This is a genomic window from Aquimarina algiphila, from assembly GCF_947494415.1.
Lineage (GTDB): Bacteria > Bacteroidota > Bacteroidia > Flavobacteriales > Flavobacteriaceae > Aquimarina > Aquimarina algiphila.
Genome location: NZ_CANLVC010000004.1, coordinates 30,501 through 51,811, shown reverse-complemented (window position 1 = coordinate 51,811; position 21,311 = coordinate 30,501). Strand labels below are relative to the sequence as shown.

The 21,311-nt window shown below is 32.1% G+C and carries 22 protein-coding genes and 1 tRNA gene; 5 read left to right on the top strand and 18 right to left on the bottom strand.

Features of this window, described 5'->3' with window-relative positions:
• Positions 1-57: 57 nt before the first annotated feature.
• From PQF96_RS06845 to PQF96_RS06835, 3 genes are all read left to right on the top strand, one after another.
• Complete coding sequence (locus PQF96_RS06845; RefSeq protein WP_271765517.1) at positions 58-2,226, top strand: prolyl oligopeptidase family serine peptidase; 2,169 nt, start codon at positions 58-60, stop codon at positions 2,224-2,226.
• 144 nt (positions 2,227-2,370) lie between these two features.
• Entirely contained in the window at positions 2,371-3,321 is a 951-nt protein-coding gene (locus PQF96_RS06840; protein WP_271765516.1) for an ABC transporter ATP-binding protein, read from the top strand.
• Between the two features lie 158 nt (positions 3,322-3,479).
• The gene (locus PQF96_RS06835; RefSeq protein ID WP_271765515.1) at positions 3,480-4,652 is read left to right on the top strand and encodes a T9SS type A sorting domain-containing protein; all 1,173 of its coding nucleotides are present in this window, start codon (positions 3,480-3,482) and stop codon (positions 4,650-4,652) included.
• A gap of 58 nt (positions 4,653-4,710) precedes the next feature.
• Here the strand turns inward: PQF96_RS06835 and PQF96_RS06830 are convergent, their stop codons facing one another.
• The 5 genes from PQF96_RS06830 to PQF96_RS06810 form a co-directional block, all read right to left on the bottom strand.
• On the bottom strand, positions 4,711-5,466 hold the full coding sequence (locus PQF96_RS06830) for a UDP-2,3-diacylglucosamine diphosphatase (RefSeq protein WP_109436389.1): 756 nt from the start codon (positions 5,464-5,466) through the stop codon (positions 4,711-4,713).
• A 49-nt stretch (positions 5,467-5,515) separates the two neighbouring features.
• Positions 5,516-5,968 (bottom strand): 6-pyruvoyl trahydropterin synthase family protein, encoded by a 453-nt coding sequence (locus tag PQF96_RS06825; RefSeq protein ID WP_143917652.1) that lies wholly within the window; start codon positions 5,966-5,968, stop codon positions 5,516-5,518.
• A 138-nt stretch (positions 5,969-6,106) separates the two neighbouring features.
• The gene (locus tag PQF96_RS06820) at positions 6,107-6,871 is read right to left on the bottom strand and encodes an enoyl-CoA hydratase/isomerase family protein (protein WP_109436387.1); all 765 of its coding nucleotides are present in this window, start codon (positions 6,869-6,871) and stop codon (positions 6,107-6,109) included.
• Positions 6,872-7,083: 212 nt separating this feature from the next.
• A complete protein-coding gene (locus PQF96_RS06815; RefSeq protein WP_109436386.1) occupies positions 7,084-8,424 on the bottom strand; it encodes an MATE family efflux transporter in 1,341 nt (446 codons plus the stop codon).
• Positions 8,421-8,918, bottom strand: coding sequence for a GNAT family N-acetyltransferase (locus tag PQF96_RS06810; RefSeq protein WP_271765514.1), 498 nt, complete (start codon positions 8,916-8,918; stop codon positions 8,421-8,423). The genes PQF96_RS06815 and PQF96_RS06810 overlap by 4 nt, the downstream gene beginning before the upstream one ends.
• Positions 8,919-9,132: 214 nt before the next feature.
• Here PQF96_RS06810 and PQF96_RS06805 point away from each other — a divergent pair, with 214 nt between their 5' ends.
• Both PQF96_RS06805 and PQF96_RS06800 read left to right on the top strand, forming a co-directional pair.
• The gene (locus PQF96_RS06805; RefSeq protein ID WP_271765513.1) at positions 9,133-9,933 is read left to right on the top strand and encodes a universal stress protein; all 801 of its coding nucleotides are present in this window, start codon (positions 9,133-9,135) and stop codon (positions 9,931-9,933) included.
• A gap of 7 nt (positions 9,934-9,940) precedes the next feature.
• Positions 9,941-10,014 (top strand) — tRNA-Ala (locus PQF96_RS06800).
• Positions 10,015-10,306: 292 nt separating this feature from the next.
• Here the strand turns inward: PQF96_RS06800 and PQF96_RS06795 are convergent.
• The 13 genes from PQF96_RS06795 to PQF96_RS06735 all read right to left on the bottom strand — a co-directional run bounded on the left by PQF96_RS06795 (position 10,307) and on the right by PQF96_RS06735 (position 21,311).
• Positions 10,307-10,705: a DUF2452 domain-containing protein gene (locus PQF96_RS06795; RefSeq protein ID WP_109436383.1), complete on the bottom strand. Its 399-nt coding sequence runs from the start codon at positions 10,703-10,705 to the stop codon at positions 10,307-10,309.
• 83 nt (positions 10,706-10,788) lie between these two features.
• On the bottom strand, positions 10,789-11,067 hold the full coding sequence (locus PQF96_RS06790; RefSeq protein ID WP_109436382.1) for a TIGR03643 family protein: 279 nt from the start codon (positions 11,065-11,067) through the stop codon (positions 10,789-10,791).
• Between the two features lies 1 nt (position 11,068).
• The gene (locus tag PQF96_RS06785; protein ID WP_271765512.1) at positions 11,069-12,559 is read right to left on the bottom strand and encodes a cryptochrome/deoxyribodipyrimidine photo-lyase family protein; all 1,491 of its coding nucleotides are present in this window, start codon (positions 12,557-12,559) and stop codon (positions 11,069-11,071) included.
• Positions 12,549-14,081 (bottom strand): cryptochrome/photolyase family protein, encoded by a 1,533-nt coding sequence (locus PQF96_RS06780; protein ID WP_109436380.1) that lies wholly within the window; start codon positions 14,079-14,081, stop codon positions 12,549-12,551. Before PQF96_RS06780 ends, PQF96_RS06785 begins: the two co-directional genes overlap by 11 nt.
• 3 nt (positions 14,082-14,084) lie before the next feature.
• Positions 14,085-15,386, bottom strand: coding sequence for a DASH family cryptochrome (locus PQF96_RS06775; RefSeq protein ID WP_271765511.1), 1,302 nt, complete (start codon positions 15,384-15,386; stop codon positions 14,085-14,087).
• Positions 15,387-15,521: a DUF2256 domain-containing protein gene (locus PQF96_RS06770; RefSeq protein WP_109436378.1), complete on the bottom strand. Its 135-nt coding sequence runs from the start codon at positions 15,519-15,521 to the stop codon at positions 15,387-15,389.
• Between the two features lie 207 nt (positions 15,522-15,728).
• Positions 15,729-16,523: an SGNH/GDSL hydrolase family protein gene (locus PQF96_RS06765; RefSeq protein WP_109436377.1), complete on the bottom strand. Its 795-nt coding sequence runs from the start codon at positions 16,521-16,523 to the stop codon at positions 15,729-15,731.
• A 210-nt stretch (positions 16,524-16,733) separates the two neighbouring features.
• Positions 16,734-16,961 carry a hypothetical protein gene (locus PQF96_RS06760; protein ID WP_109436376.1) on the bottom strand — a complete coding sequence of 76 codons (228 nt, stop codon included), beginning with the start codon at positions 16,959-16,961 and terminating at the stop codon, positions 16,734-16,736.
• A gap of 385 nt (positions 16,962-17,346) precedes the next feature.
• Complete coding sequence (locus PQF96_RS06755; protein WP_109436375.1) at positions 17,347-17,784, bottom strand: RDD family protein; 438 nt, start codon at positions 17,782-17,784, stop codon at positions 17,347-17,349.
• A gap of 87 nt (positions 17,785-17,871) precedes the next feature.
• On the bottom strand, positions 17,872-18,396 hold the full coding sequence (locus tag PQF96_RS06750) for an outer membrane beta-barrel protein (RefSeq protein ID WP_109436374.1): 525 nt from the start codon (positions 18,394-18,396) through the stop codon (positions 17,872-17,874).
• Between the two features lie 121 nt (positions 18,397-18,517).
• Complete coding sequence (locus PQF96_RS06745; RefSeq protein ID WP_271765510.1) at positions 18,518-19,564, bottom strand: TolB family protein; 1,047 nt, start codon at positions 19,562-19,564, stop codon at positions 18,518-18,520.
• A gap of 208 nt (positions 19,565-19,772) precedes the next feature.
• A complete protein-coding gene (locus tag PQF96_RS06740; RefSeq protein ID WP_271765509.1) occupies positions 19,773-20,609 on the bottom strand; it encodes a hypothetical protein in 837 nt (278 codons plus the stop codon).
• Positions 20,610-20,675: 66 nt separating this feature from the next.
• Positions 20,676-21,311 carry a response regulator gene (locus tag PQF96_RS06735; RefSeq protein WP_271765508.1) on the bottom strand — a complete coding sequence of 212 codons (636 nt, stop codon included), beginning with the start codon at positions 21,309-21,311 and terminating at the stop codon, positions 20,676-20,678.

Sequence of the window (21,311 nt, the reverse complement as noted above, 5' to 3'; positions counted from 1 at the left end):
TAGCATTTATAGCATCTTCTTTTGATAGATTTGTGAATTATTATAACACAACACATCATGAAAAAAACACTCTTTGCATTATCTATCGTAGTTCTAATGATAGCATGTAAAAATGAAACTAAAGAAGAAATCACAAAAACTACCATTGCATTGAATTATCCTGAAACTAAAAAAGTGGATACCGTTGATACTTATTTTGGTACCGAAGTACAAGATCCTTACCGTTGGCTGGAAGATGATCGAAGTGAAGAGACCGAGAATTGGGTCGCTAATCAAAATAAAACCACTTTTGGGTATTTAGAAAATATTCCTTTTAGATCAGATTTGAAAAAACGTCTATCTGACCTATGGAATTATGAAAAAGTAGGCTCACCATTTAAAGAAGGTGAGTATACCTATTTTTACAAAAACGACGGCCTTCAAAATCAATATGTGATCTATCGTTTTAAGAATGAAGGTGATGAACCAGAAGTATTTCTAGACCCAAATACGTTTAGCAAAGATGGGACCACTTCTCTCGGAGGTGTAAATTTTTCTAAAAATGGAAAATTAGTAGCCTATTCTATTTCTGAAGGAGGAAGCGACTGGCGTAAAATAATAGTTAAAAATACTGAGACCAAAGAAGTTGTTGAAGATACTATTATCGATGTTAAGTTTTCTGGAATGTCATGGAAAGGAAATGAAGGATTCTATTATTCTAGTTATGATAAGCCAGAAGGAAGTGAACTTTCTGCCAAAACAGATCAGCATAAAGTATACTATCATAAATTAGGAACTACTCAAAAAGAAGATGCTTTAATTTTTGGAGGTACTCCAGAAGAAAAACACAGATATGTTGGAGCCAGTGTAACAGAAGATGATGCCTATCTTATCATTTCTGCAAGTGTATCTACATCAGGAAATAAACTATTCATTAAGGACCTAACAAAACCAGATAGTAAGTTAATTACCATTTTAGATCACACTGATAGTGACACTTATGTTATAGAAAATGTTGGATCTAAGCTCTATCTTGTTACAAACCTAAACGCTCCTAATCAAAAAATAGTAGCAGTAGATGCTGCCAATCCTACTCCAGAAAACTGGGTGGATTTTATTCCTGAAACCGAAAATGTACTTAGCCCCAATACAGGAGGTGGATATTTCTTCGCAGAATATATGGTGGATGCAGTATCTAAAGTATTACAATATGATTATGAAGGTAAATTAATCAGAGAAGTAAAATTGCCAGGGGTAGGAAGTGCTAATGGATTTGGCACGAAGAAAAAAGAAAAGGAATTATACTATTCTTTTACTAATTATAAAACACCAAGTAGCATCTATAAATATAACATTGCAGAGGGTACTTCAACATTATATCGAAAACCAAAAATAGATTTTAATCCAGATCATTACGAAAGTAAGCAAGTGTTTTACACTTCCAAAGACGGTACAAAGGTACCTATGATTATTACCTATAAAAAAGGTATTGAACTCAACGGAAAAAATCCAACAATACTATATGGTTATGGAGGGTTTAATATAAGTCTAACACCTGCCTTTAGTATTGCAAATGCTGTATGGATGGAGCAAGGAGGAGTCTATGCTGTCCCGAATCTAAGAGGTGGTGGCGAATATGGCAAAAAATGGCATGTTGCAGGTACAAAACTGCAAAAGCAAAATGTTTTTAATGATTTTATTGCGGCAGCAGAATATTTAATAGAAAACAACTATACCTCGAGTGACTACCTTGCAATTCGCGGAGGATCTAATGGAGGGTTATTAGTTGGTGCAACAATGACACAACGCCCTGATTTGATGAGAGTAGCTTTACCTGCGGTTGGTGTATTAGACATGCTACGTTATCATACCTTTACAGCAGGAGCAGGATGGGCATACGATTATGGTACAGCTGAGGATAATAAAGAGATGTTCGAATATATAAAAGGGTACTCTCCTATACATAATGTAAAAGAAGGGACACACTATCCTGCCACATTGGTAACAACAGGAGATCATGATGATCGTGTTGTACCTGCTCATTCTTTTAAGTTCGCAGCAGAACTTCAGGAAAAACAATCTGGCGATAATCCAACACTAATTAGAATTGAGACGAATGCTGGTCATGGTGCAGGAACACCTGTAAGTAAAACCATCGAGCAATATGCTGATATTTTTGGCTTTACTTTATACAATATGGGATATGAAGTGTTACCTGAAAAAATTAATAAAAAAGTAAAAGGATAAATTTTATCAAAATACAATTGTTTTTAATATTAAATCCTCAGAAGTAATTGACTGAGTCTTATTACAACAAATATTTTTTTATCTACCCACTTTTATAAACTAAAAGTGGGTTTTTTATTTGGTCAAGAGTCAATATATTTGAATATGCTTAAAGTCCAGAATATTTCCTTTGCTTATGACGAATTACCTGTCTTAAAAAATGTTAGTTTTACTATCAAAAAAGGGCAGCATATTGCTTTGATTGGAGCAAGTGGCTGTGGTAAAAGTACCTTATTAAAAATCATTTATGGACTTTTGGACGTCCAAGAAGGAGAATTATCCTGGAATGACAAAAAAATATTAGGGCCTCTTTTCAATTTAGTTCCGGGAGAAGAAAATATGAAATATCTCTCTCAAGGTTTTGAATTATCACCCTATCGAAGCGTTGCAGAAAATATTGGTCAATATCTTTCTAATTTTGAACCAGAACTCAAACAAGGTCGGGTAAATGAATTACTTGAAATTGTAGAGATGACTCATTTTGCTGACATTAAAGTTGAAAATTTAAGCGGAGGGCAAAAACAAAGAGTTGCTTTGGCAAAAGCTCTGGCAAAAAGACCAGAATTATTATTGCTTGATGAACCTTTTGGTAATATCGATAACTTTAGACGAAGTTCTTTACGAAGAAACCTTTTTAGATATCTAAAACGTAACAAAATTACCAGTATTACTGCGACTCATGATAAAACAGATATTCTATCTTTTGCAGATGAAACTATCGTGATTCATCAAGGTGAAATCTTGACCAAAGAAAATACGATCTCTTTATATAAAAACCCTTCTAACTATTACATCGCCTCTCTTTTTGGAGAAGTAAACCAAATACAAACCTCTTGGTTTACAAATTCAGAGAATCAAGATATCATTCTCGTTTATCCACATCAACTATTAGTTGATACCAATGCTAAATTAAAAGCACGGGTAAAAAATTCGTATTTTAAAGGAAACCATTATCTGATTGAAGCAGTTTTGCGTGATACCATCATATTTTTTGAACATCATTCTGAACTTAAAGCAACAGAAATGATCGGTATTCGGCTTTCTGATGCACTATAACCCGAAGTAAATGGTTAAATTATCGTTTATCTTTTTTAAGGCAAAGTATGCTTTATGTATTCCCTTTTATTGTTTTGTACTCCTAATGTACCCCTTACAAACCTTAAAACCTGCTTTTATAATATGACCTTTAAAGTTACTAACTTAAAGATATTATTATGAAACGTAAACTATGTATTCTAACATTTCTAATTGCTTGTCTTACGACACATCTTGCAATATCCCAATCAACTCAGCAAGAAAATAATTCAAAAATGCAATGGAATCCCCGACATCCTAGTTGGACAGACAGTTATGCTGCAAATGGCTTTTGCTGGTGTGATACTACTTTTGATCACAATCTAGATGATATTAATGTTGCTTCTGTAACTATAAACGGGGTTAAGAGAAACCTTCGTGCTGTATGTGACGAGCTAAAGAAACATCCTCAATACAGAGCTTATAGAAATGGCGATGCCCCATATAATGACATCCAATGTGGAAATGGTCCGGCAAATGATGCTCCAGACGAAGCAGGATGTCCAGGACGTACTGATTTAGGACCTAATGGATGTAACCAAAAAGGACCAAGATTTGACCTCAATTGGTTATCATCCAGACCAAGGTTTGGCGGTGGTGGAAACCCTCCAAATCCGCCAACAGGAGGTAGTAATGTTACTTTTAATGGGCAGAGTATTAATAAATTTATAAGCTCTGAAGGAGGTTCTAGGTCAATGCGAGCAAATCGTAATTCTGCCGGTGCAGGTGAAAAATTTACTGTACAATCCTCTGGGAATGGTACCGTAAGTATAAAAGGTAACAATGGTAAATATGTAAGTTCTGAAAATGGAAACAAAGCTATGAACTGTAATCGTAATGCTGTAGGAGCTTGGGAAAAATTTACATTAGAATCGCTAGGAGGAGATCTATATGCAATAAAAGGTAATAACGGTAAATATGTAAGTCATGAGAATGGAAGAGATATGGGAATTTTCTGTAATCGAAATGCTATTGGTTCATGGGAAAAATTCATTATCAAAGGTCTTAATAACAAAACCAATAGCCTACAAATAGCTAGTGACACTAAGCAAAGTATCAGTCTATATCCCAACCCTGTAATTGCTGATAACTTAAGTCTACAAATAGATGTTCCAGCAGACGTTCATGGCTCCATAGAAATTATAAGTCTAAATGGGAAAAGCATCCAAAAAAAGGATTTAGGAATGCTAAAAAAAGGATCTACATCTATCTTAATCAACGAACTACGAAATTCTATTAATGTAAGAGGCTTGTATTTAGTTAATGTTAAATTAGGCGAAAACTCTATTGTAAAACAAATAATGATAGAATAAACGTATGTTATTATAATACAAAAAAGGGAAGTAATTTTTAAGATACTTCCCTTTTTTATTATTTAAACGTACTTAATTTCAATTCTTTTCCGTCAAAAACGGCATAAGTATAATGGATAATCCAATCTCCCAAATTGGTATATCTTGAGTTTTCTTCTAATTGTATTTCCATAGGAAGGTGTCTATGCCCAAATATAAAATGATCCCTATGTTTGTTCTCTAATTTTCTTTTACAATATTGCACTAGCCATTCATTATCCTCACCCAAAAAGGTAACATCTTCATCACCAGAAATCAATTTGTTTTTAACTGATAAATATTGTGCTAGTTTTACTCCCAAATCAGGATGCAACCATCTAAAGAACCATTTAGCCACAGGATTAGTAAATACTTTTTTCATGCGTTTATATCCCTTATCTCCAGGCCCTAAACCGTCACCATGCCCTATAAAAAAAGTTGTTTCATTAAATGTAAATTCCTGGGGTTTATGATACACCGGGATACTTAACTCCTCTTCAAAATATCCATTCATCCATAAGTCATGATTACCAACAAAATAATATACAGGTATTCCAGAATCTGTAATTTCTGCCAGTTTCCCTAATGTTCTGGTAAAACCTTTAGGAACCACTGTTTTATATTCGAACCAGAAATCGAATAGATCTCCTAATAAAAAAATAGCTGCAGCATCTTCTTTAACCTCGTCTAGCCATTTTACAAACTTTTGTTCTCTGGGAAAACTCTTTTCTGTTGTTGGAGCTCCCAAATGATTATCACTGGCAAAATATATTTTTTTCCCTTCTGGAAGGTTCATAATTTTAATTTAAAGGTAAAAATAAGAAAAGCATCACAAGACATATTATCTATTGATTGTCTGAGGCATACCATTCTGCATACGAAGTCTCTGTTTCCTGAAGCTTGAGAGAATGTAGTTTGATGTTTTCTGGTAATCGAGCCTTTATTTTTTTAGAAAAATCAATTACCATATTCTCACTGGTAGGCTGATAATCTACTAAAATAACATTGTGCCCTCTATCCTGAAGTTCTTTTGCTAATTCTACATGCGGAGTATTCTTATTAAACACTGTAGCATGATCAAAAACATCTTCTATATCCTCTTTTACGATTTTTTTTAGATCCCCAAAATCAATTACCATGCCTAGCTTAACATGTGATGTATCAGAGATAGGTGTTCCAATCACGGTAACACTTAACTTATAACTATGTCCGTGAACATTTCTACATTTGCCATCATATCCATATAAGGCATGACCTGTTTCAAAAGAAAATTGTTTGGTGATACGAATTTTACTCATCACTTACTTTGTAATTTTTGGCAAAGTTACGGAAGATTACCTTCTCTTTCTCTTATTTATAAAGTAAACCACTACTAATATGATTCCCAAAATAAGAAACAATCCATTTCCTCCTAAAAAATTTAATATCTCCATTATTTATTTTTTGAATTTTTCTAATGCTTTCTTTGTGAATTCAGATAGTACAAGTTCACCTGAGATTTCTGCACGCTTTATTAACAATTCACTCCAATGGTCTGTTCCCTTCCATAACGTTTCTTTCATTTGCTGTATTGCTTTGGGATTATACTTTGCAAGTCTCTCTGCAAATATCTGTACTTCTTTATCCAATTCTGCTACGGTTTCAAAAACTCTGGAATATAATCCTTTTTCTTTAGCCCAATATGCATTTTTCCATTGTGAAGCATCCCATGCAAGTGCTTCAAAAGCTGCAAGTCCAATTTTTCTTGATACTGCAGGCTCTATTACAAATGGACCAATCCCAATAGTTAGTTCACTTAATTTAATCGATGCAGATTCTGAGGCCAAGCAATAATCACAAGCAGCGGCTAATCCTACTCCTCCTCCAACGGTTTTTCCTTGTATTCTACCAATGATAGGTTTTTTGCATGTTCGCATAGCATTAATTACATTCGCAAAGCCAGAAAAGAATTTTTTTCCTTCCTTAAGATTATCAATAGTAATTAATTCATCAAACGAGGCCCCTGCACAAAAAGCTCGGTCTCCTTCTGATTTAAGAATAATCACATGAGCCGATTCATCATTAGATAATTCATCAAAAGCCTTTTCTAATCTTACTAATAATTCTGACGGAAAAGAGTTACTGGCAGGGTGACCAAATTCTATTGTTGCAACAGTATTTTCGATATGTGTATAGAGACTTCCTCTGGATTCTGGTATCATTTTTGTTACTACTTTTCTATAAAAGTAGATAATATTTTATTACAGATACATAATCAATCGCAACTATCTGTAATAGAATTCGTCTTTTATTTTAAAATGGGGATCGTACTAAAAACTGATGATGATGGAACAATTTTTTGAAAAAAACAGATTACGAATTGGAATTTTTTTAATTCTTATATATGCTCCTTTACTATTGTATATGCTTCTTTTTAATTTCTATTAGAAGCAATTAAAGGCAGGAACTTATTTCTGAATTTTATGACGAGTGCTACCCCTCTAAAAAGAGCCCATACAGTAAATGCAATCCAAATTCCGTACAATTTTAAATCAAAATAGTCACATAGATATAGGGTAGGAATAAACCCTAAAAATGTTGCTCCCAGTAACACATTTCTTAAATACCCCATCTCACCCAGGCCTTTAAAAACTCCATCAAAAACGAAAGCCAAACCATTAATCGGCTGTACGATTAAAACAATAAAAAAGACACTATAAAATGTATCCAGTACAATAACCTCGCTAGTAAATACTTCTCCTATTTTATAATAAAATATAAATCCAAATATTGCTAAAATTAGACTAACGCCAATCCCATAAGAACTTACACGTTTTCCTAATTTCCATAACGAATTATAATCTTTTGCTCCTAATAATTTTCCACTTAAAATATTACCTGCACCACCATATCCATCAATAAAAAAGGCTGTAAACATCCATATATTCATCGCTATCGTATATGCAGCTATATACTCATCTCCATAATCGGTAGCATGAGATGTTGCAAAATACAATGCTGTGTTTAAGGCTATTGAACGTACAAAAAGATTAAGACTCATGGTTACCAATCTACCTAATTCTTTATTTAGCGGAAAACGTAGCCTAAGACTAACATCTGTTTTAACTAGTAATAATACAAAAACTATAACGGCCATTATAAACTGAGAAACTAAACTTGCCCAAGCAGCACCACTAATTCCCATTGGAGTAATAAAATCATCAATTCCATATACCAAAATAAAGTCTAAAACAATATTTGCTACTGCGCCAATAACAGCTACAATCATTGGCCAAAATGTATTTTGCAGACCTCTAAAAATACCAAAAACGGCAAACGTAAATAATGTTAGTGGAAATCCCCAGACTCTAATATCATAGTATACCACGCAATACTCCAAAATCAATCCTGAGGCATTGTATAATTTAAAAATTTCTTCAACAAAAAACACAGTAGACACTAATACCAAAATACTTAAAGACACATTAAAGAAAATAGCTTGTGCCGGTAGTGTTTTTACCTCTTCTATTTTACCTGCTCCTAAATATTGTGAAATAATAGCAGATATAGCACTTCGGGTTTGTCCCAAGATCCATATTAGTGCTGACAAAAAAGACCCCACAATACCAACTGCCGCCAGAGATTCTGTTCCATATTCGGGAATATTTCCTACTATCGCTGTATCTGTTATGGATAAGAGAGGTTCTGCAATACCAGCGATAATAGCCGGGACAGCTAAGCGATTAATATTTTTAAAACCGATTACTTTACTCATATAATGAGCTCATAACAATGAAACGGATACGTACTTTGTTTTGGAAAGTATATATCTCCCAAACGCTTATAGCCTCTAGTTTCATAAAACTTCTGATTTCTTTTATTTTGGCTAAATGTATCTAACCGCAAAGATTGATAGTCATAGTCTCTTGCATATCCTTCTGCAAAATCCATCAATTGTTGTGCATATCCTTGTCCCCAAAATTGTGGATGGATTGCCAAGCGATGAACATATAGATTATTCTTGCTTTCGGTTAACCACTTAACAGGAACATACTCTTCATCAATCAACTCGGTAAGTACAATAATCCCTTTAATATCTTTTTCTTCTAAAACATATAACTCATGGAGCTCTATATCTTTTTTAAAACGCTCTAGAGTAGGGTACTCCTCGTTCCATTGATAGATACCATTTGCTATCATCTCTCTAGCACATGCTTGGGATAGTTGATAAATAATATCCAGATCAGAAAGAAATGCTTTACGAATCATCAGTCAAAAGTACTAACTTTATATTTCAGTTAGCACCTTTCGATTCTATTCAAATAAACATTTAAATAAACTTTAAGAAATAGATTTATTTTATCTTTTTAAAATGCTCTCTAAATCCTTAGAATATTTAGTTTTTATTTTTTATCAAAAAACCTACTTGGTAAAAGCACTAAAGTCGTAATTTTATAGGCTAAATCACAAATCAAAATAGTATATGAAGAATATATTAGTTCCTCTAGGCTTATCTGAACATTCTGTAAGTATCGCAAGGTTACAATATGCTATTGATTTTGCAAAGGAACTTAATGCGACAGTATATGTTGTAGAGGTTTTTAAGGAACTACCAAGATCAGGCAGTTTGCCTTCTGTAAATAAAGCATTAAAAGAAATTAAGGCATCTACGATTGAAGAAGAAATTGCAAAAATTGATAAAAAAGGTGTTGATATTATTGCATTGCCGTTAGAAGAAGAAATTCTAGAAGCTATCCCAAAGTTTAATTTACAACACGCTATTGATTTAATTATTCTGGGGGCTGAAATAAGTGATATTAAGGTTCCTTATTTTCTGGGTGAAATTACAGGAAGTTTAGTAAAAAAGACTGAAATACCTGTACTTATCATTCCTGAAATGTATACTTTTCAACCGATTAACAATGTCCTTATGGCCATTAAATCAGGTATCATAAACAAGAACAATGCCTTGATTCCTATAAAAGAAGTATTAGATACGTTCAATGCTAAAATGAAATTACTTCAAGTAAAAACTGCCGGATTTTTACCTGAAGATTCTGAGTTTCATAATGATTTAGGTGAAATTGTTTCATCGTATAAATCTTCAGAAAATGCAACATTGTTTCAAGGGGTTCTGGAGCATCTTAATGAAAATTATCCCGACCTCCTTTGTGTTTTCAGACGCAAAAGAGGCTTCTTTTCTAAGCTTTGGGAAGAAAATACGGTGCTAAAGAAAGATTTTGATAGTAGAATCCCTCTTCTGGTGTTGCGAGGTGCTGACTAAAACAATTGGGGATGTAGCTCAGCTGGCTAGAGCGCTTGACTGGCAGTCAAGAGGTCGTGGGTTCGAGTCCCATCTTCTCCACTTTAATAATCTTATTAGATAGTTATAAAAAATAACTCTTCTTTTTGGGCTCTATACGCCTATAGAGAGGTTTGAAAATGATGATTAAATCAACAAAAAAGAGTGATTTGTGCATAAGGACAAGACAACTTTATAGTGACACATATAGTAAAACTACTTTGTATATGTAAGCTGTATACACTAAACCGTTAATTCAAAGCAATTTGAAATTAGCCATAAAATGGTTGAAAACATCTTGAAAATGATATAATTTTTATAATATCCATCAATATTTATCCAGAGAATCTTATATCTATATACTTTCCCACATTTTATCAGCATTAAGCCGGAAACTTCCTAAATGTTCAAAACTACATTCCTCTGGGGCAATAATAGACAAAAAGGATTCTTCTTTATGGTTTTTATATAAATGATATACTTCTCCTACCACAGGTTCAAAATTAAACTTAGCTCCATAAACCAAATTATTGTATTCAAATTTGGCAATTAACTCATCATACTGTGCTTTTAGTTCATCATATTGTGCTTTAACCTGCTTATTAACTTTATAAATATTTGCATTTTTCCAGGCAACTGTATCTGTAGTTGTAATTACAGGAGCTCCTGTATCAGTAGCATAAGGTTTTAGGGCTGCGTCATAACGTTCTTCTTCTTCGTTATACACTACATGATCAGGTTTTTTCTTTTTCATATGTGTTTATGTAATATTTATTTTTAAAATAATCAATTTTTCTTTAGTAATAAAGATCATTTCAAATTGATTAATTCAATCTCTTAACGTTTCGAGATTTTATTATGTGTTATTTGCCGTTGTCTTGTACATTTAAATCTTCCTTCTTCAAAAATACGCTTCTTTACATGTTTTGTCTTTCTTCCTTGTACTCGTTTTCGCCACATTTTAAAACTCGAAAGCTTCATCTCTCTTCGCATCAAATCAATAACATCTTGTTCTTTTAAATTAAACTGCATCAAAATAGCTTCGAATGGGGTTCTGTCCTCCCATGCCATTTCAATAATTCGGTCAATATCTCTAACGGATAAATTTTTCTTCATATTAATCAAGATTATTTCTATCAGGTCGTGTATGTTTTTTTAGAATACGCTGACTTTCTTTTTTTACCAGAGCATCATCTTTCATACTCCAAAGTGTATCGCTTGCTTTTTTACGAGTGCTATGAATATCTACAATAGGCAGAGGGTAATCCTCTCCAATTGTAATATCGTTAAACTTTTGATCCAATACTGTCATTTTATAAGGTTCATGGATAAACTCTACAGGAACATTTTGTAGTTCTGATACCCATTTTTTGATAAATATACCCTCTGGGTCATGCTCTTTGCTATTTTTGATAGGGTTATAGATTCTAAGTATATTAATTCCTGTCTCCCCTGCTTGCATTTGTAATTGTGGAAAATGAATTCCGGGTTCAAAATCCAAAAACATACTCGATAAATGTGCACTTGCTGCCTGCCATGGCTGCCAAAGATTATGAGTAAAAAAAGATACTACCATAGCACGCATTCTAAAATTAATGTATCCTGTCTCCTTCAAGCAGCGCATACATGCATCTATAATTGGATATCCTGTTTTTCCTTCCTTCCATGCAATTTGATATGATTTTGAAAGGTTCTTTTTAAGTCTTCGGTATCCTTTATTAATACTTTCGAACTCCATAATGTCTTCCATTTCAAATTTTTGAACAAAATGAACTTGCCAATGTAATCTTGATGCAAAGGCATCAACTTGTTTTTTATGATCTGATATTTGCCTAAATTGCATTGCATATTGCCATACTTGCCGAATAGAAAGATTACCCCACGCCAGATAGGGGGATAATCGACTACAGCTTTTACGTGCAAGTTCTGGTTTGGAAATATCAAAACTGTAATTTTTATATCTTCCATTATAAAAGAAAGATTGTAAATATTTCATAGCATTTGAAGTCCCTCCTTTTTGAAAACTTTTATTTTTTGGAGTATCTAGATTTTCCAGAACAAAAACTTTTTCAATTTCATGAAGTGTTTCAAGCGGAATAAAATTTGTGTTATCTAAGTGTAACTCAAATTGTGATTGTTGCATATACTGTTCACAGTCCTCTTGCCATGTTTTTCTATTTTTTAATCCCCGAAAAATTCCATTATTTCCATTTTCTATCCAGGTAATTAGATTGTTTTTACAAAAAGTTCTAAAATTTTTATCCCTGTCGTATGTTATTTTAATTCCTGTCTCCTGATGTGAAAAAACAGTGTCAATCTTCCAGAACTGCTGTAATGTTCCAAAAGTTTTAAGTATTTCTGATGATACCGTTAACACTTTAGTCTTAAAAGGCAAAAGTTGTTTGTTGAGATCTTGTAAAGATTGTTTAATAAAGTTCCAATGCCGCTCACTATAATGATTATCTTCTTTAAGCGAATTTTCAAAAACATAAAGCAATAAAGTAGGTTTACCTGCCAAAATAGCATTATTAATAGCTTCATTATCCTGTAATCTAAGATCTCGTTTAAACCAAACGACATTGATATGTTCTTGTTTATTAATATTCATTGGGTGCGTTAATAATATGGTTAGCTCTTTTTTTAAGTGCCTCAAGCTTTTTTTTATCCATTTTATGCAATAAATTAAGCATCATACTCATCCTCTGATTATTCTTAAAATACTCTTGTTTATCATCTAAGAAATTCCAATATAAAGCATTAAACGGGCATGCATCATCTTCTGTTTTTTTGGCAACTTTATAATGACATCCTTTACAATAATTACTCATCTTATTAATATAACTACCACTAGATACATAAGGTTTGGTCGCGACAATTCCTCCGTCAGCAAACTGACTCATTCCTCTCGTATTGGTGATCTCTACCCATTCGATAGCATCGATATATATTCCCAGATACCATTGATCAACTTCATCTGGATGTGTTTGTGTAAGTAATGCATAATTACCTGTAATCATAAGTCTTTGAATATGATGCGCATATGCATGATCTAGACTCTGTTGTATCGCATGATGAAGGCAATTCATTTTGGTTTTTCCTGTCCAGTAAAAATCAGGGAGTGAGTTTTGATTTTCTAAAACATTTATATTTTGATATTCTGGCATTTTCATCCAGTATATTCCTCTCATATATTCTCTCCAACCCAAAATCTGACGAACAAAACCTTCTACTTGAGAAATCTGAATATCCTCTTGATGTGCTCTCCAATATTGAATTACGGTTTCTATTACTTCCAAAGGATGTAGCATTTTGCTATTCATCGCAAAAGATAATCTACTATGGAAAAGGTATTTCTCATCAGAATGCATTGCATCTTGATAATCTCCAAAATGAATCAATAAGTGTTCACAAAAATAGGTTAAGATCGATAAACTTTCTTGTCGCGATGTGGGCCAATTAAAGTGTCTTACATCAATATTCCCTATAGTTTTAACCTCACATTTTTTGATATAATCAACTATTCCGTTAATATCATTTTTTATGGTTTCTTCTATTGGAATAGGAGGATCACCTTTCCATTTTTTGCGATTACTTTGGTCAAAATTCCATTTACCTCCTTCTGGGTCTTTTTTTGTGATCATCATAATGTCATATTGCTTTCGCATATTGCGATAGAAATACTCCATGGTATATTGTTTTTTCCCCTTAAAAAATATGGCAAGATCTGTTCTAGTTGTCAAAAAGTGCTCAGTATCAAATGCCTCAAATTCTATGGATAATGTACTACAAAACTCTGCTAATTGTTTATCTAATCGATATTCATCTGGTAACTGATATTCAAATTTGGTAATGTTTTTTTCTTTGATGATCTTTTTTAGATTTAGTATTAAGTCTTGTTGATTTTCAGGATCATCTAATTTATAATATGTGATTTGATACTTTTGATTTTGCAACCAATCCGCAAAATTCTGCATACTTTTAAAAAAAGCTACTATTTTTTGTATATGATGCTTTGTATAATCAGTTTCTTGACGCATTTCTGCCATAAAATAACAAACATCCTCAGTTCCATCAGTATACCACGAGTGTTTTTGATTAAGTTGATCACCAAGTAATAGTCTTAATATCATATATTAAAATAAAGTAGTTTGAAGCCATTGGTTTTGATAATTTTGTTGACCATCGTATCGTTCTGCCTGTGTTTTTATATTAAATTTTCTGTCTCTCGGATCATTTCCAACACCTGAGACATATAACCAATTTCCATAATTACTATGTACATCGTAGTCTATCAAAAGAGACTCAAAATATGATGCTCCAATTCTCCAATCCAATTCTTGTTCTTTTGAAAAAAAAGATGCCACATTTTGTCTACCTCGGTTACTCATCCATCCTGTATTCTTAAGTTCTATCATATTAGCATTTACAAAAGGTTCCAAAGTTTTTCCATGGATCCAGTTATCGATAGATTCTTTATTATTTTTCCATTGATAATCTTTGCAAAGAATGCCTCCCATCTTAAATATGTTGTTACCATGTTTTAGAGAGAGATATTTAAAAAAGTCTCGCCAAATTAATTCGAAAATCAACCAATAGGTAGAATCATTTTTGGTAATTTGTTTTTCATATTTTTTAACTTCGTGATATATTATTCTAGGAGAAATACTTCCATTTGCTAACCAGGCTGAAAGTTTGGAGCTATACTCTTTTCCTAATAGTCCATTACGGGTCTTCTTGTAACGAGAGAGTTGTTGGGTCTTCCAAAAATACTCATCAACACGATCTAACGCCTGATCTTCTCCTCCCTTAAAAGGAAATGCCGTTCTGGAATCTATTTCAAAATTCTCAAATCCTAAATCTGAAAGAGAAGGAATATTAGTCTCATTTTTGACTTTATTGTTCATAGATAACGGAGACACCGTAGTTGTGGATCTAACCGAAGTGTATCTCTCACATTTCTTCCTAAAATCTGTGAATACCTGGGGAACGCTATTTGTAGTAAAAGGTATATCTTCTGGATGAAAAAGAAACTGATCATAAGTTTCTACCCATTCTAAGTCATAACGTTGTGTGCTTTTTTTTACCGTATTGAGGATCTTAGATTCTTCGTAGGTCCATTCTTTCTGAAGATAAATTTTCTTTATATTCTGTCCTTCTAAAAATTGAGGAATAACATCTTCTGGATACTGACGATATACAAACAAAGAAATATTAAGTTTTTTTAAATTTTCTTTTAAAACGGCTATCGTTTCTAATAAGAAAAGAGCTCTATACTTTTCTGTTTTTTTAAATCCGTAAGTTCCTAATTCGAAATGCCTGGGATCAAAAAAAAATATTGCAATTACATTTTCGTTATCAGTCACAGCTTTAAGTAAAGAACTATTATCATTAATTCTTAAATCATTTCTAAACCAAACTAAACCTGTACTGCTCATCTACTTATTTTTATTTCTTCGACATCGTTCACTACAATATTGAACATCATCCCAAACACGTTCCCATTTTTTCCTCCAACTAAATGACAACTTACATACTTTACAAATTTTTGTTGGAAGTTGTGTTTTTTTCATTTTCTAAAATTGTTTAACAAATTTACAAAATACTTAAACAAAAATATGTTAATTCATTATAGTTTAACAATAAGTGTTTTTTAAAAATACATGAACCCCTCTAAATACGAGGTATCTAATTGATGTACAGAAGATTATTAAAACTTAGGATTTATCTCAACTAATTATAGCGATTCAATAGATATAAAAAGAAATATTAAAATATTGTTAGCTCAGCTTATGTTTTATACTACTTTTAATTTCTTTTTCTCCTAATATGAAGTTTACCATATCCTTGGCCCAGGTTTGATAAGTAAGCTTGGAGGGATGAACTCCATCACTAAAAAATTCTGAAGGTTTTGCTTTTATATTTAGCCTTTTGGTCCAATTATTCAAAGTTATTTTTCGGGAATAATAGTATACATTTTCCTGATCATTGACTATGTCGTCTAACTCATCACCCAATATTTCAACTAAGTTTCCAATTGTTGCTTTTATGAGAGGTGTAAATGCAGGAAATTCCTTTATAGGAGGCATATTTGCAAAAATAATTATTGCATTTTTAAATTTTAATCGTAATTGATAAATTAATTCTTGTATTTGACTCCTCCATTTTTTTGGACTATTTAGGGTAAATGCATCATTTCCTCCAAGTCCAATGACTATAATATCTGTGTCAATTTCATTAATTTTGGGAATAATTCGTTCTGTTACTTTTTCTGCAGTATACCCACTTTTTGCATATACTTTCCAGTGGATATTGGATTCTAATTTTAATGCGAGTTCATTTGCAAACGAACCCGTAAAACCTTCTTGATGGGTTTTAACACCAACTCCAGCGATTGTACTTTCTCCAATGGCAAGTACCCGAAGTCTTTTTTCAGAGGTCCCAAAACTTATACCTTGATTTCCTTTAGCCTCTGGTAGGGTGGGTACTTTTGATCTTATTGATTTACCTTGAATATACATCAATGGTAAAAGGGGAATGATTAGTATTGATCCAAGAAAATACCTTATGTTCATTCCCTATATTATATATTTTCCTTTAGAAACTATTTTCTCTGAAGTTCTTCTATTTTCTTGAGAATTTCTTCGGTCATTGTATATTTTTTATCACTTTCTGCATAATTTAATGCTAGATAATTCATATCATTGACTCATTAACTTCTCATATTTCTTTTGCAAAACTTCTACTTCAGATTATTTTTAAATAATCTAAACATATATCAATATTTAAATTGTCTCAGGAGGAAGTCCTTTTAATCTTTTTTCTATTTTTTGTTTTTTAGCGGTAAGTCGCTTCATAATATCCATAAGTTCAGGATCTTTAGTTTCTTTATAGACCTGATTAATACTTAAAATAAGAGCTTTAGCCTCTCTAGAAGCTTCAACTCTATCACTTGTAGTCATATTACTCATCGTTCTACTTTCAAACTCCAAAGCTTTTTCGATTAGTTCCATTCTTTTATCTTATATTTTTAAAATCGGTAATATACAATTCGCCATCGAATATTTCAATTGATATCACTTTAATTCTATAGCTCTTATCAGAATTACTTTTTATTAAAGTTACATAATGCTTATCTATTTTGTCAAAACTTCAACAAAAATTAACTGATATTCAGAATTACTTATTGAATAGTATTTAAAACTTTGTCCTTATTTTACTAGACATATATAATGTAAAGTAATTCTACAGGTGAGTAATAGCATCTATTGTGGTATCAATATAGGCTACAAATATAGTAACGGTTATAAAATAATCCAAATCGATAAATAATCCTTATAAATTAAAGGAAGTTTTTTTCTCTAATGATTTATAAAACAAAAAAACAGGTAGTCTCTTTTACCTTTTCACCACATAAGTTTTTGATATAATGTCATGAAGTGTCTGTTGTTCTTTGGTAAAAAATACCATCAAATATCCAATCATGAAGAAAGAAGATAATACCCTGGAAGCGTTACGTAGTATACAAAACCAAAATGAGGCTTTATCGCCATTGTAATTCACAACTTTGATATTAGAAATCACTTTACCTGGAGTTCCCTGAAACTTAGAAGACTCAAACAAGGATTGATACAATATTGTTAGTACTGGTATTCCAATACAATAGAACAATACCCCCATTAATAGTTCATCCCCATTAAGTTTGCTTAACAAGGTTTCTACATTACCCAAAAAAAGTTTAAGCACTGCAGAACCTATAAAGATTATGATGATACTTATCAAAAATGCATCTAATAATATTGCGATCAATCGTGGACCAAAACCTGCCATTTTCATTTGTCTCAAATTTTATTTATTGAAAAAATCCAGAGCAGGATTTTAAAAAGCCACTCTGGATAAAAAAATTACTTAATATCTAAAAACTTAATAAAATTTATATCCTACTCCTAGTTGAAAACTAGACATATTAGTATCTACGTCATTTTCTCCAAGATTTGCAATACCAACATTGTATCTAAGATTAAACAAGAGACCTATATCGCTTAATTCATATCCAACTCCAAAAGTCAATCCAAAATCGAATGATTTGGCATTATCTTCTACTGCTTCATCACCAGAGATCAAGAAGCCAAATTGAGGCCCTGCTTCTAGACTTAACTCATCCATAGGGTAATATTTCCCAACTCCTAATACTCTTATAAAATTGGCTTCAAGATCTTCTGATCCTTCTGAAGAATATAGTATTTCAGGTTGAATATGAAATTGTTCATTGTCTAATGTAATATCAGCCAATCCCCCAATAAAAAGACTAGTACGTCCATCAGCATCTACATCTTTGCCAAATTTTGAAAAGTTAAGCCCTGCTTTTATACCAAATACTACATCTTTCTGTGCGTGAACAGAAAAAGCACTTAATAAAATGATGGCAGAAATAAAAAAAGTTTTCATAATTAATCGTTTGTTTTTAGTATTTAATTTAAAATGATTTATGTGAATTTTTAAAGCGAGATAAATTATTTCAAGCTATAATTTTGTTCAAATCCTAATGAAGTGTAAAATGCATTTTAGCTTATGGCAACCAATAAATCTCTCCATAATTCACTCCAAATTGACTACTTAAAGAGATAGGATCATTATCCTGAAATTCAAAAGTTTCTCGAAAATATGATAGCACAGGAACTGCTAGTGTATTTCTTTTTTGAGTTAACTCAACTTTTTGGGCATCTGCGGGAACAACATAAGCATTTCCTTCAATCGATGTACCATCGACCACAAACACCCATTGCCCATCTGGAGACCATATCGCTGATTTGTGAGATGGAGTTACAGGAAGATCCATTTCTTTTGTGGTCAATTGTCGAAGCCCAGTACCATCAATATTAATTAACCAGATAGTTCCTTCTACTCCTTGACTAGTATCTTCTCCCAAAGTAAAAACAACTTGGGTTCCATCAGGACTAATAGAAGGTTCTCCCGGAATTATACCTTCATCTCTAAAAGTGATTATTGGCACATCTGAATTTGAAACATAAATTGACTGTCCTGATATATAAACAATTTGATTGCTTGTTGTCCATGAAAAATCATCACTGTTAATTTTTCTTTTATCGAATACTCTCATTAACTCTCCAGAGCGATTATATACATGTAATATTTTAAAGGGATTACCTTCATTTTCTACTGTTATAGCCACAGAAGTACCATCTAGCGAAAGTCTAGCTGTACCTAAAGCAATGTCTGAAATTTGAAAACTTCCGTTTATGTTTCCATCATTATTGTGAAAAACAATACAATCTTTATCATTACCAAATTCTACCACACAATTCTCAATCGTTTCTACGAACTCCCCGTTTCCATAGTATAATGCTGCTGCACTAAAACTTGCAAGCCCTGGGTAATTAGGATTCTCATCCCAATCTGTATTTGGAATCTTACTATAGTGCCCTGTATCTAAATCTAATATCCATCCGCCGTTCACCTTGTTTCCTATAAAAATTTTACCTTCAACTTTTGGATTTAATGCCTGTTCTATTTCTTTATCAGGTGAATTGTCATTATCAGTACATGAAAATAGTACAAGACTTAAAAACAAGGGAATCCACTGTATTGTTTCCAAAATCAAAATTTTAAGCTATCAACAAATGTCACCTCACTTAGTAACTATTTATTAATCAGTTAATTTAGAATCAAAATTAGGGGATCATTTTACATAAAAAAATACCCTAAACATTGTATTTTTTTCTACTGGTTTTCGGGTATAACTATGATCTAAAAAGGTTTTAAACAAGGTTCAAAAGAAAAGTATTCCAGGAAATAAAGAATAATCATTCTTTTATTAAACGATAAGTCAAAACAAATTTCATGTTTTCTCTTCTGTTACGTTCTTCAGCTTCCATTATCGCATTGTAAGAAATCCATCTTCCGTTATGTATAGAAAATTCTGCAGTTGCATAATATCCAAACTTCATTATTTTTTCTTCTTTGGTACTAGAATTGTATGTATTTGATCCTTTAAAGTATTCTTCTATCTCATATTTTATAATCGCTATAGTATCCTTATTTGTTTTTTTTAAATCAACTAGCCGTACTTTATTCGTTTTATATGCAGAATCACATTTAAATCTTCGGTGTATATTCATTGTATTAACATCTATCTTCCAAGTATCTCCAACACCCACGGACTTGGTTGGTAGTTCAAAAAAGAGTGCTATTTTATTTTTTAAAAAATTATCTAACCAAAAACTATGAATACTTCCATCTTCGTATACCGATCCTCTGACCAAAATTTGTTGATTTACATTCTCTTTATTTTCTTGCATAGATATTGATCTTGTCTTTTTTTTCTGACTTATTACTATGTCAATTACATTTGGACTAACATGAGTGAGTTCTGTTCTCTTAATAATCTTTTGCATAGAATCGCTTACTTCTTGTAATAAGAGTTGTGTTTTTTTGACCTGAGTTACTTCATCATTTTTCAGCACGTTAATCAAATCATCAACTTTAGAACCAGTAGTAGAAGTGTCAATTTTACTTTCTATAATTTTATAAATTAAAGTTTCGTTTTCATCCAACTTCCACTTTAAATCGACTTTATCATTTTTCTGACCATAGGTAATAATAGTAATTAAGGTTATCGCAGTACTAATTAATTGTTTCATTTTTTTCATAAAAACTGGAATAATAGCTTGTGTTGGGATAATTAATTTTGATATGTATTGAGTTGCTTAAATCAGGTTCTTGTCAATTGCAATTTTAACCAAAGCAGCCGCATTGGTAACTTCCATTTTTCTAATTAGATTCCTTCTATGAGTTTCTACAGTCAATGGACTAATAAATAATTCCTCAGCGATTTGATTCGTAGTTTTACCATTCGCTATTAGAGTTAAGACATGCTTTTCGCGTCGGGTTAGTTTTGGTGGCGCATCCTTATCATCAGTAATAGAAGAAGCCAAAATATTCTGAATTTCACTTCCAAAATAAAAGTTTCCATTATGGATCTGAGTAATAGCATGAACCAATTCATCTGCAGTTGCATTTTTTAACAGATATCCTTTAACTCCATTTTTTATCATTTGATTGATAATACTAGGCTCATTATAAGTACTTAACCCTAGAGTTTTTGTCTCTGGATACTTTTCATGAATAATTTTACAAATCTCAACACCATTTATATCTGGTAAGTTTACGTCTAATAAAACAATATCTACGGGTTGATTTTTTAGAAACTCCAAAACGGCTTTCCCTGTAGTAAAAAAAGAAGTAATCTCAATACTCTCATATCCGTTTAATAATGTTTTAAGACCTTCAATAACCATCTGATGGTCATCAACTATTACTGTTCTTATTGATTCTTTTTTCAT

Bases quoted from the DNA above. Each gene is read 5' to 3' on its own strand.
- PQF96_RS06845 (WP_271765517.1), top strand. From the start codon at position 58: ATGAAAAAAACACTCTTTGCATTATCTATCGTAGTTCTAATGATAGCA.
- PQF96_RS06840 (WP_271765516.1), top strand. From the start codon at position 2,371: ATGCTTAAAGTCCAGAATATTTCCTTTGCTTATGACGAATTACCTGTC.
- PQF96_RS06835 (WP_271765515.1), top strand. From the start codon at position 3,480: ATGAAACGTAAACTATGTATTCTAACATTTCTAATTGCTTGTCTTACG.
- PQF96_RS06830 (WP_109436389.1), bottom strand. From the start codon at position 5,466: ATGAACCTTCCAGAAGGGAAAAAAATATATTTTGCCAGTGATAATCAT.
- PQF96_RS06825 (WP_143917652.1), bottom strand. From the start codon at position 5,968: ATGAGTAAAATTCGTATCACCAAACAATTTTCTTTTGAAACAGGTCAT.
- PQF96_RS06820 (WP_109436387.1), bottom strand. From the start codon at position 6,871: ATGATACCAGAATCCAGAGGAAGTCTCTATACACATATCGAAAATACT.
- PQF96_RS06815 (WP_109436386.1), bottom strand. From the start codon at position 8,424: ATGAGTAAAGTAATCGGTTTTAAAAATATTAATCGCTTAGCTGTCCCG.
- PQF96_RS06810 (WP_271765514.1), bottom strand. From the start codon at position 8,918: ATGATTCGTAAAGCATTTCTTTCTGATCTGGATATTATTTATCAACTA.
- PQF96_RS06805 (WP_271765513.1), top strand. From the start codon at position 9,133: ATGAAGAATATATTAGTTCCTCTAGGCTTATCTGAACATTCTGTAAGT.
- PQF96_RS06795 (WP_109436383.1), bottom strand. From the start codon at position 10,705: ATGAAAAAGAAAAAACCTGATCATGTAGTGTATAACGAAGAAGAAGAA.
- PQF96_RS06790 (WP_109436382.1), bottom strand. From the start codon at position 11,067: ATGAAGAAAAATTTATCCGTTAGAGATATTGACCGAATTATTGAAATG.
- PQF96_RS06785 (WP_271765512.1), bottom strand. From the start codon at position 12,559: ATGAATATTAATAAACAAGAACATATCAATGTCGTTTGGTTTAAACGA.
- PQF96_RS06780 (WP_109436380.1), bottom strand. From the start codon at position 14,081: ATGATATTAAGACTATTACTTGGTGATCAACTTAATCAAAAACACTCG.
- PQF96_RS06775 (WP_271765511.1), bottom strand. From the start codon at position 15,386: ATGAGCAGTACAGGTTTAGTTTGGTTTAGAAATGATTTAAGAATTAAT.
- PQF96_RS06770 (WP_109436378.1), bottom strand. From the start codon at position 15,521: ATGAAAAAAACACAACTTCCAACAAAAATTTGTAAAGTATGTAAGTTG.
- PQF96_RS06765 (WP_109436377.1), bottom strand. From the start codon at position 16,523: ATGAACATAAGGTATTTTCTTGGATCAATACTAATCATTCCCCTTTTA.
- PQF96_RS06760 (WP_109436376.1), bottom strand. From the start codon at position 16,961: ATGGAACTAATCGAAAAAGCTTTGGAGTTTGAAAGTAGAACGATGAGT.
- PQF96_RS06755 (WP_109436375.1), bottom strand. From the start codon at position 17,784: ATGAAAATGGCAGGTTTTGGTCCACGATTGATCGCAATATTATTAGAT.
- PQF96_RS06750 (WP_109436374.1), bottom strand. From the start codon at position 18,396: ATGAAAACTTTTTTTATTTCTGCCATCATTTTATTAAGTGCTTTTTCT.
- PQF96_RS06740 (WP_271765509.1), bottom strand. From the start codon at position 20,609: ATGAAACAATTAATTAGTACTGCGATAACCTTAATTACTATTATTACC.
- PQF96_RS06735 (WP_271765508.1), bottom strand. From the start codon at position 21,311: ATGAAAAAAGAATCAATAAGAACAGTAATAGTTGATGACCATCAGATG.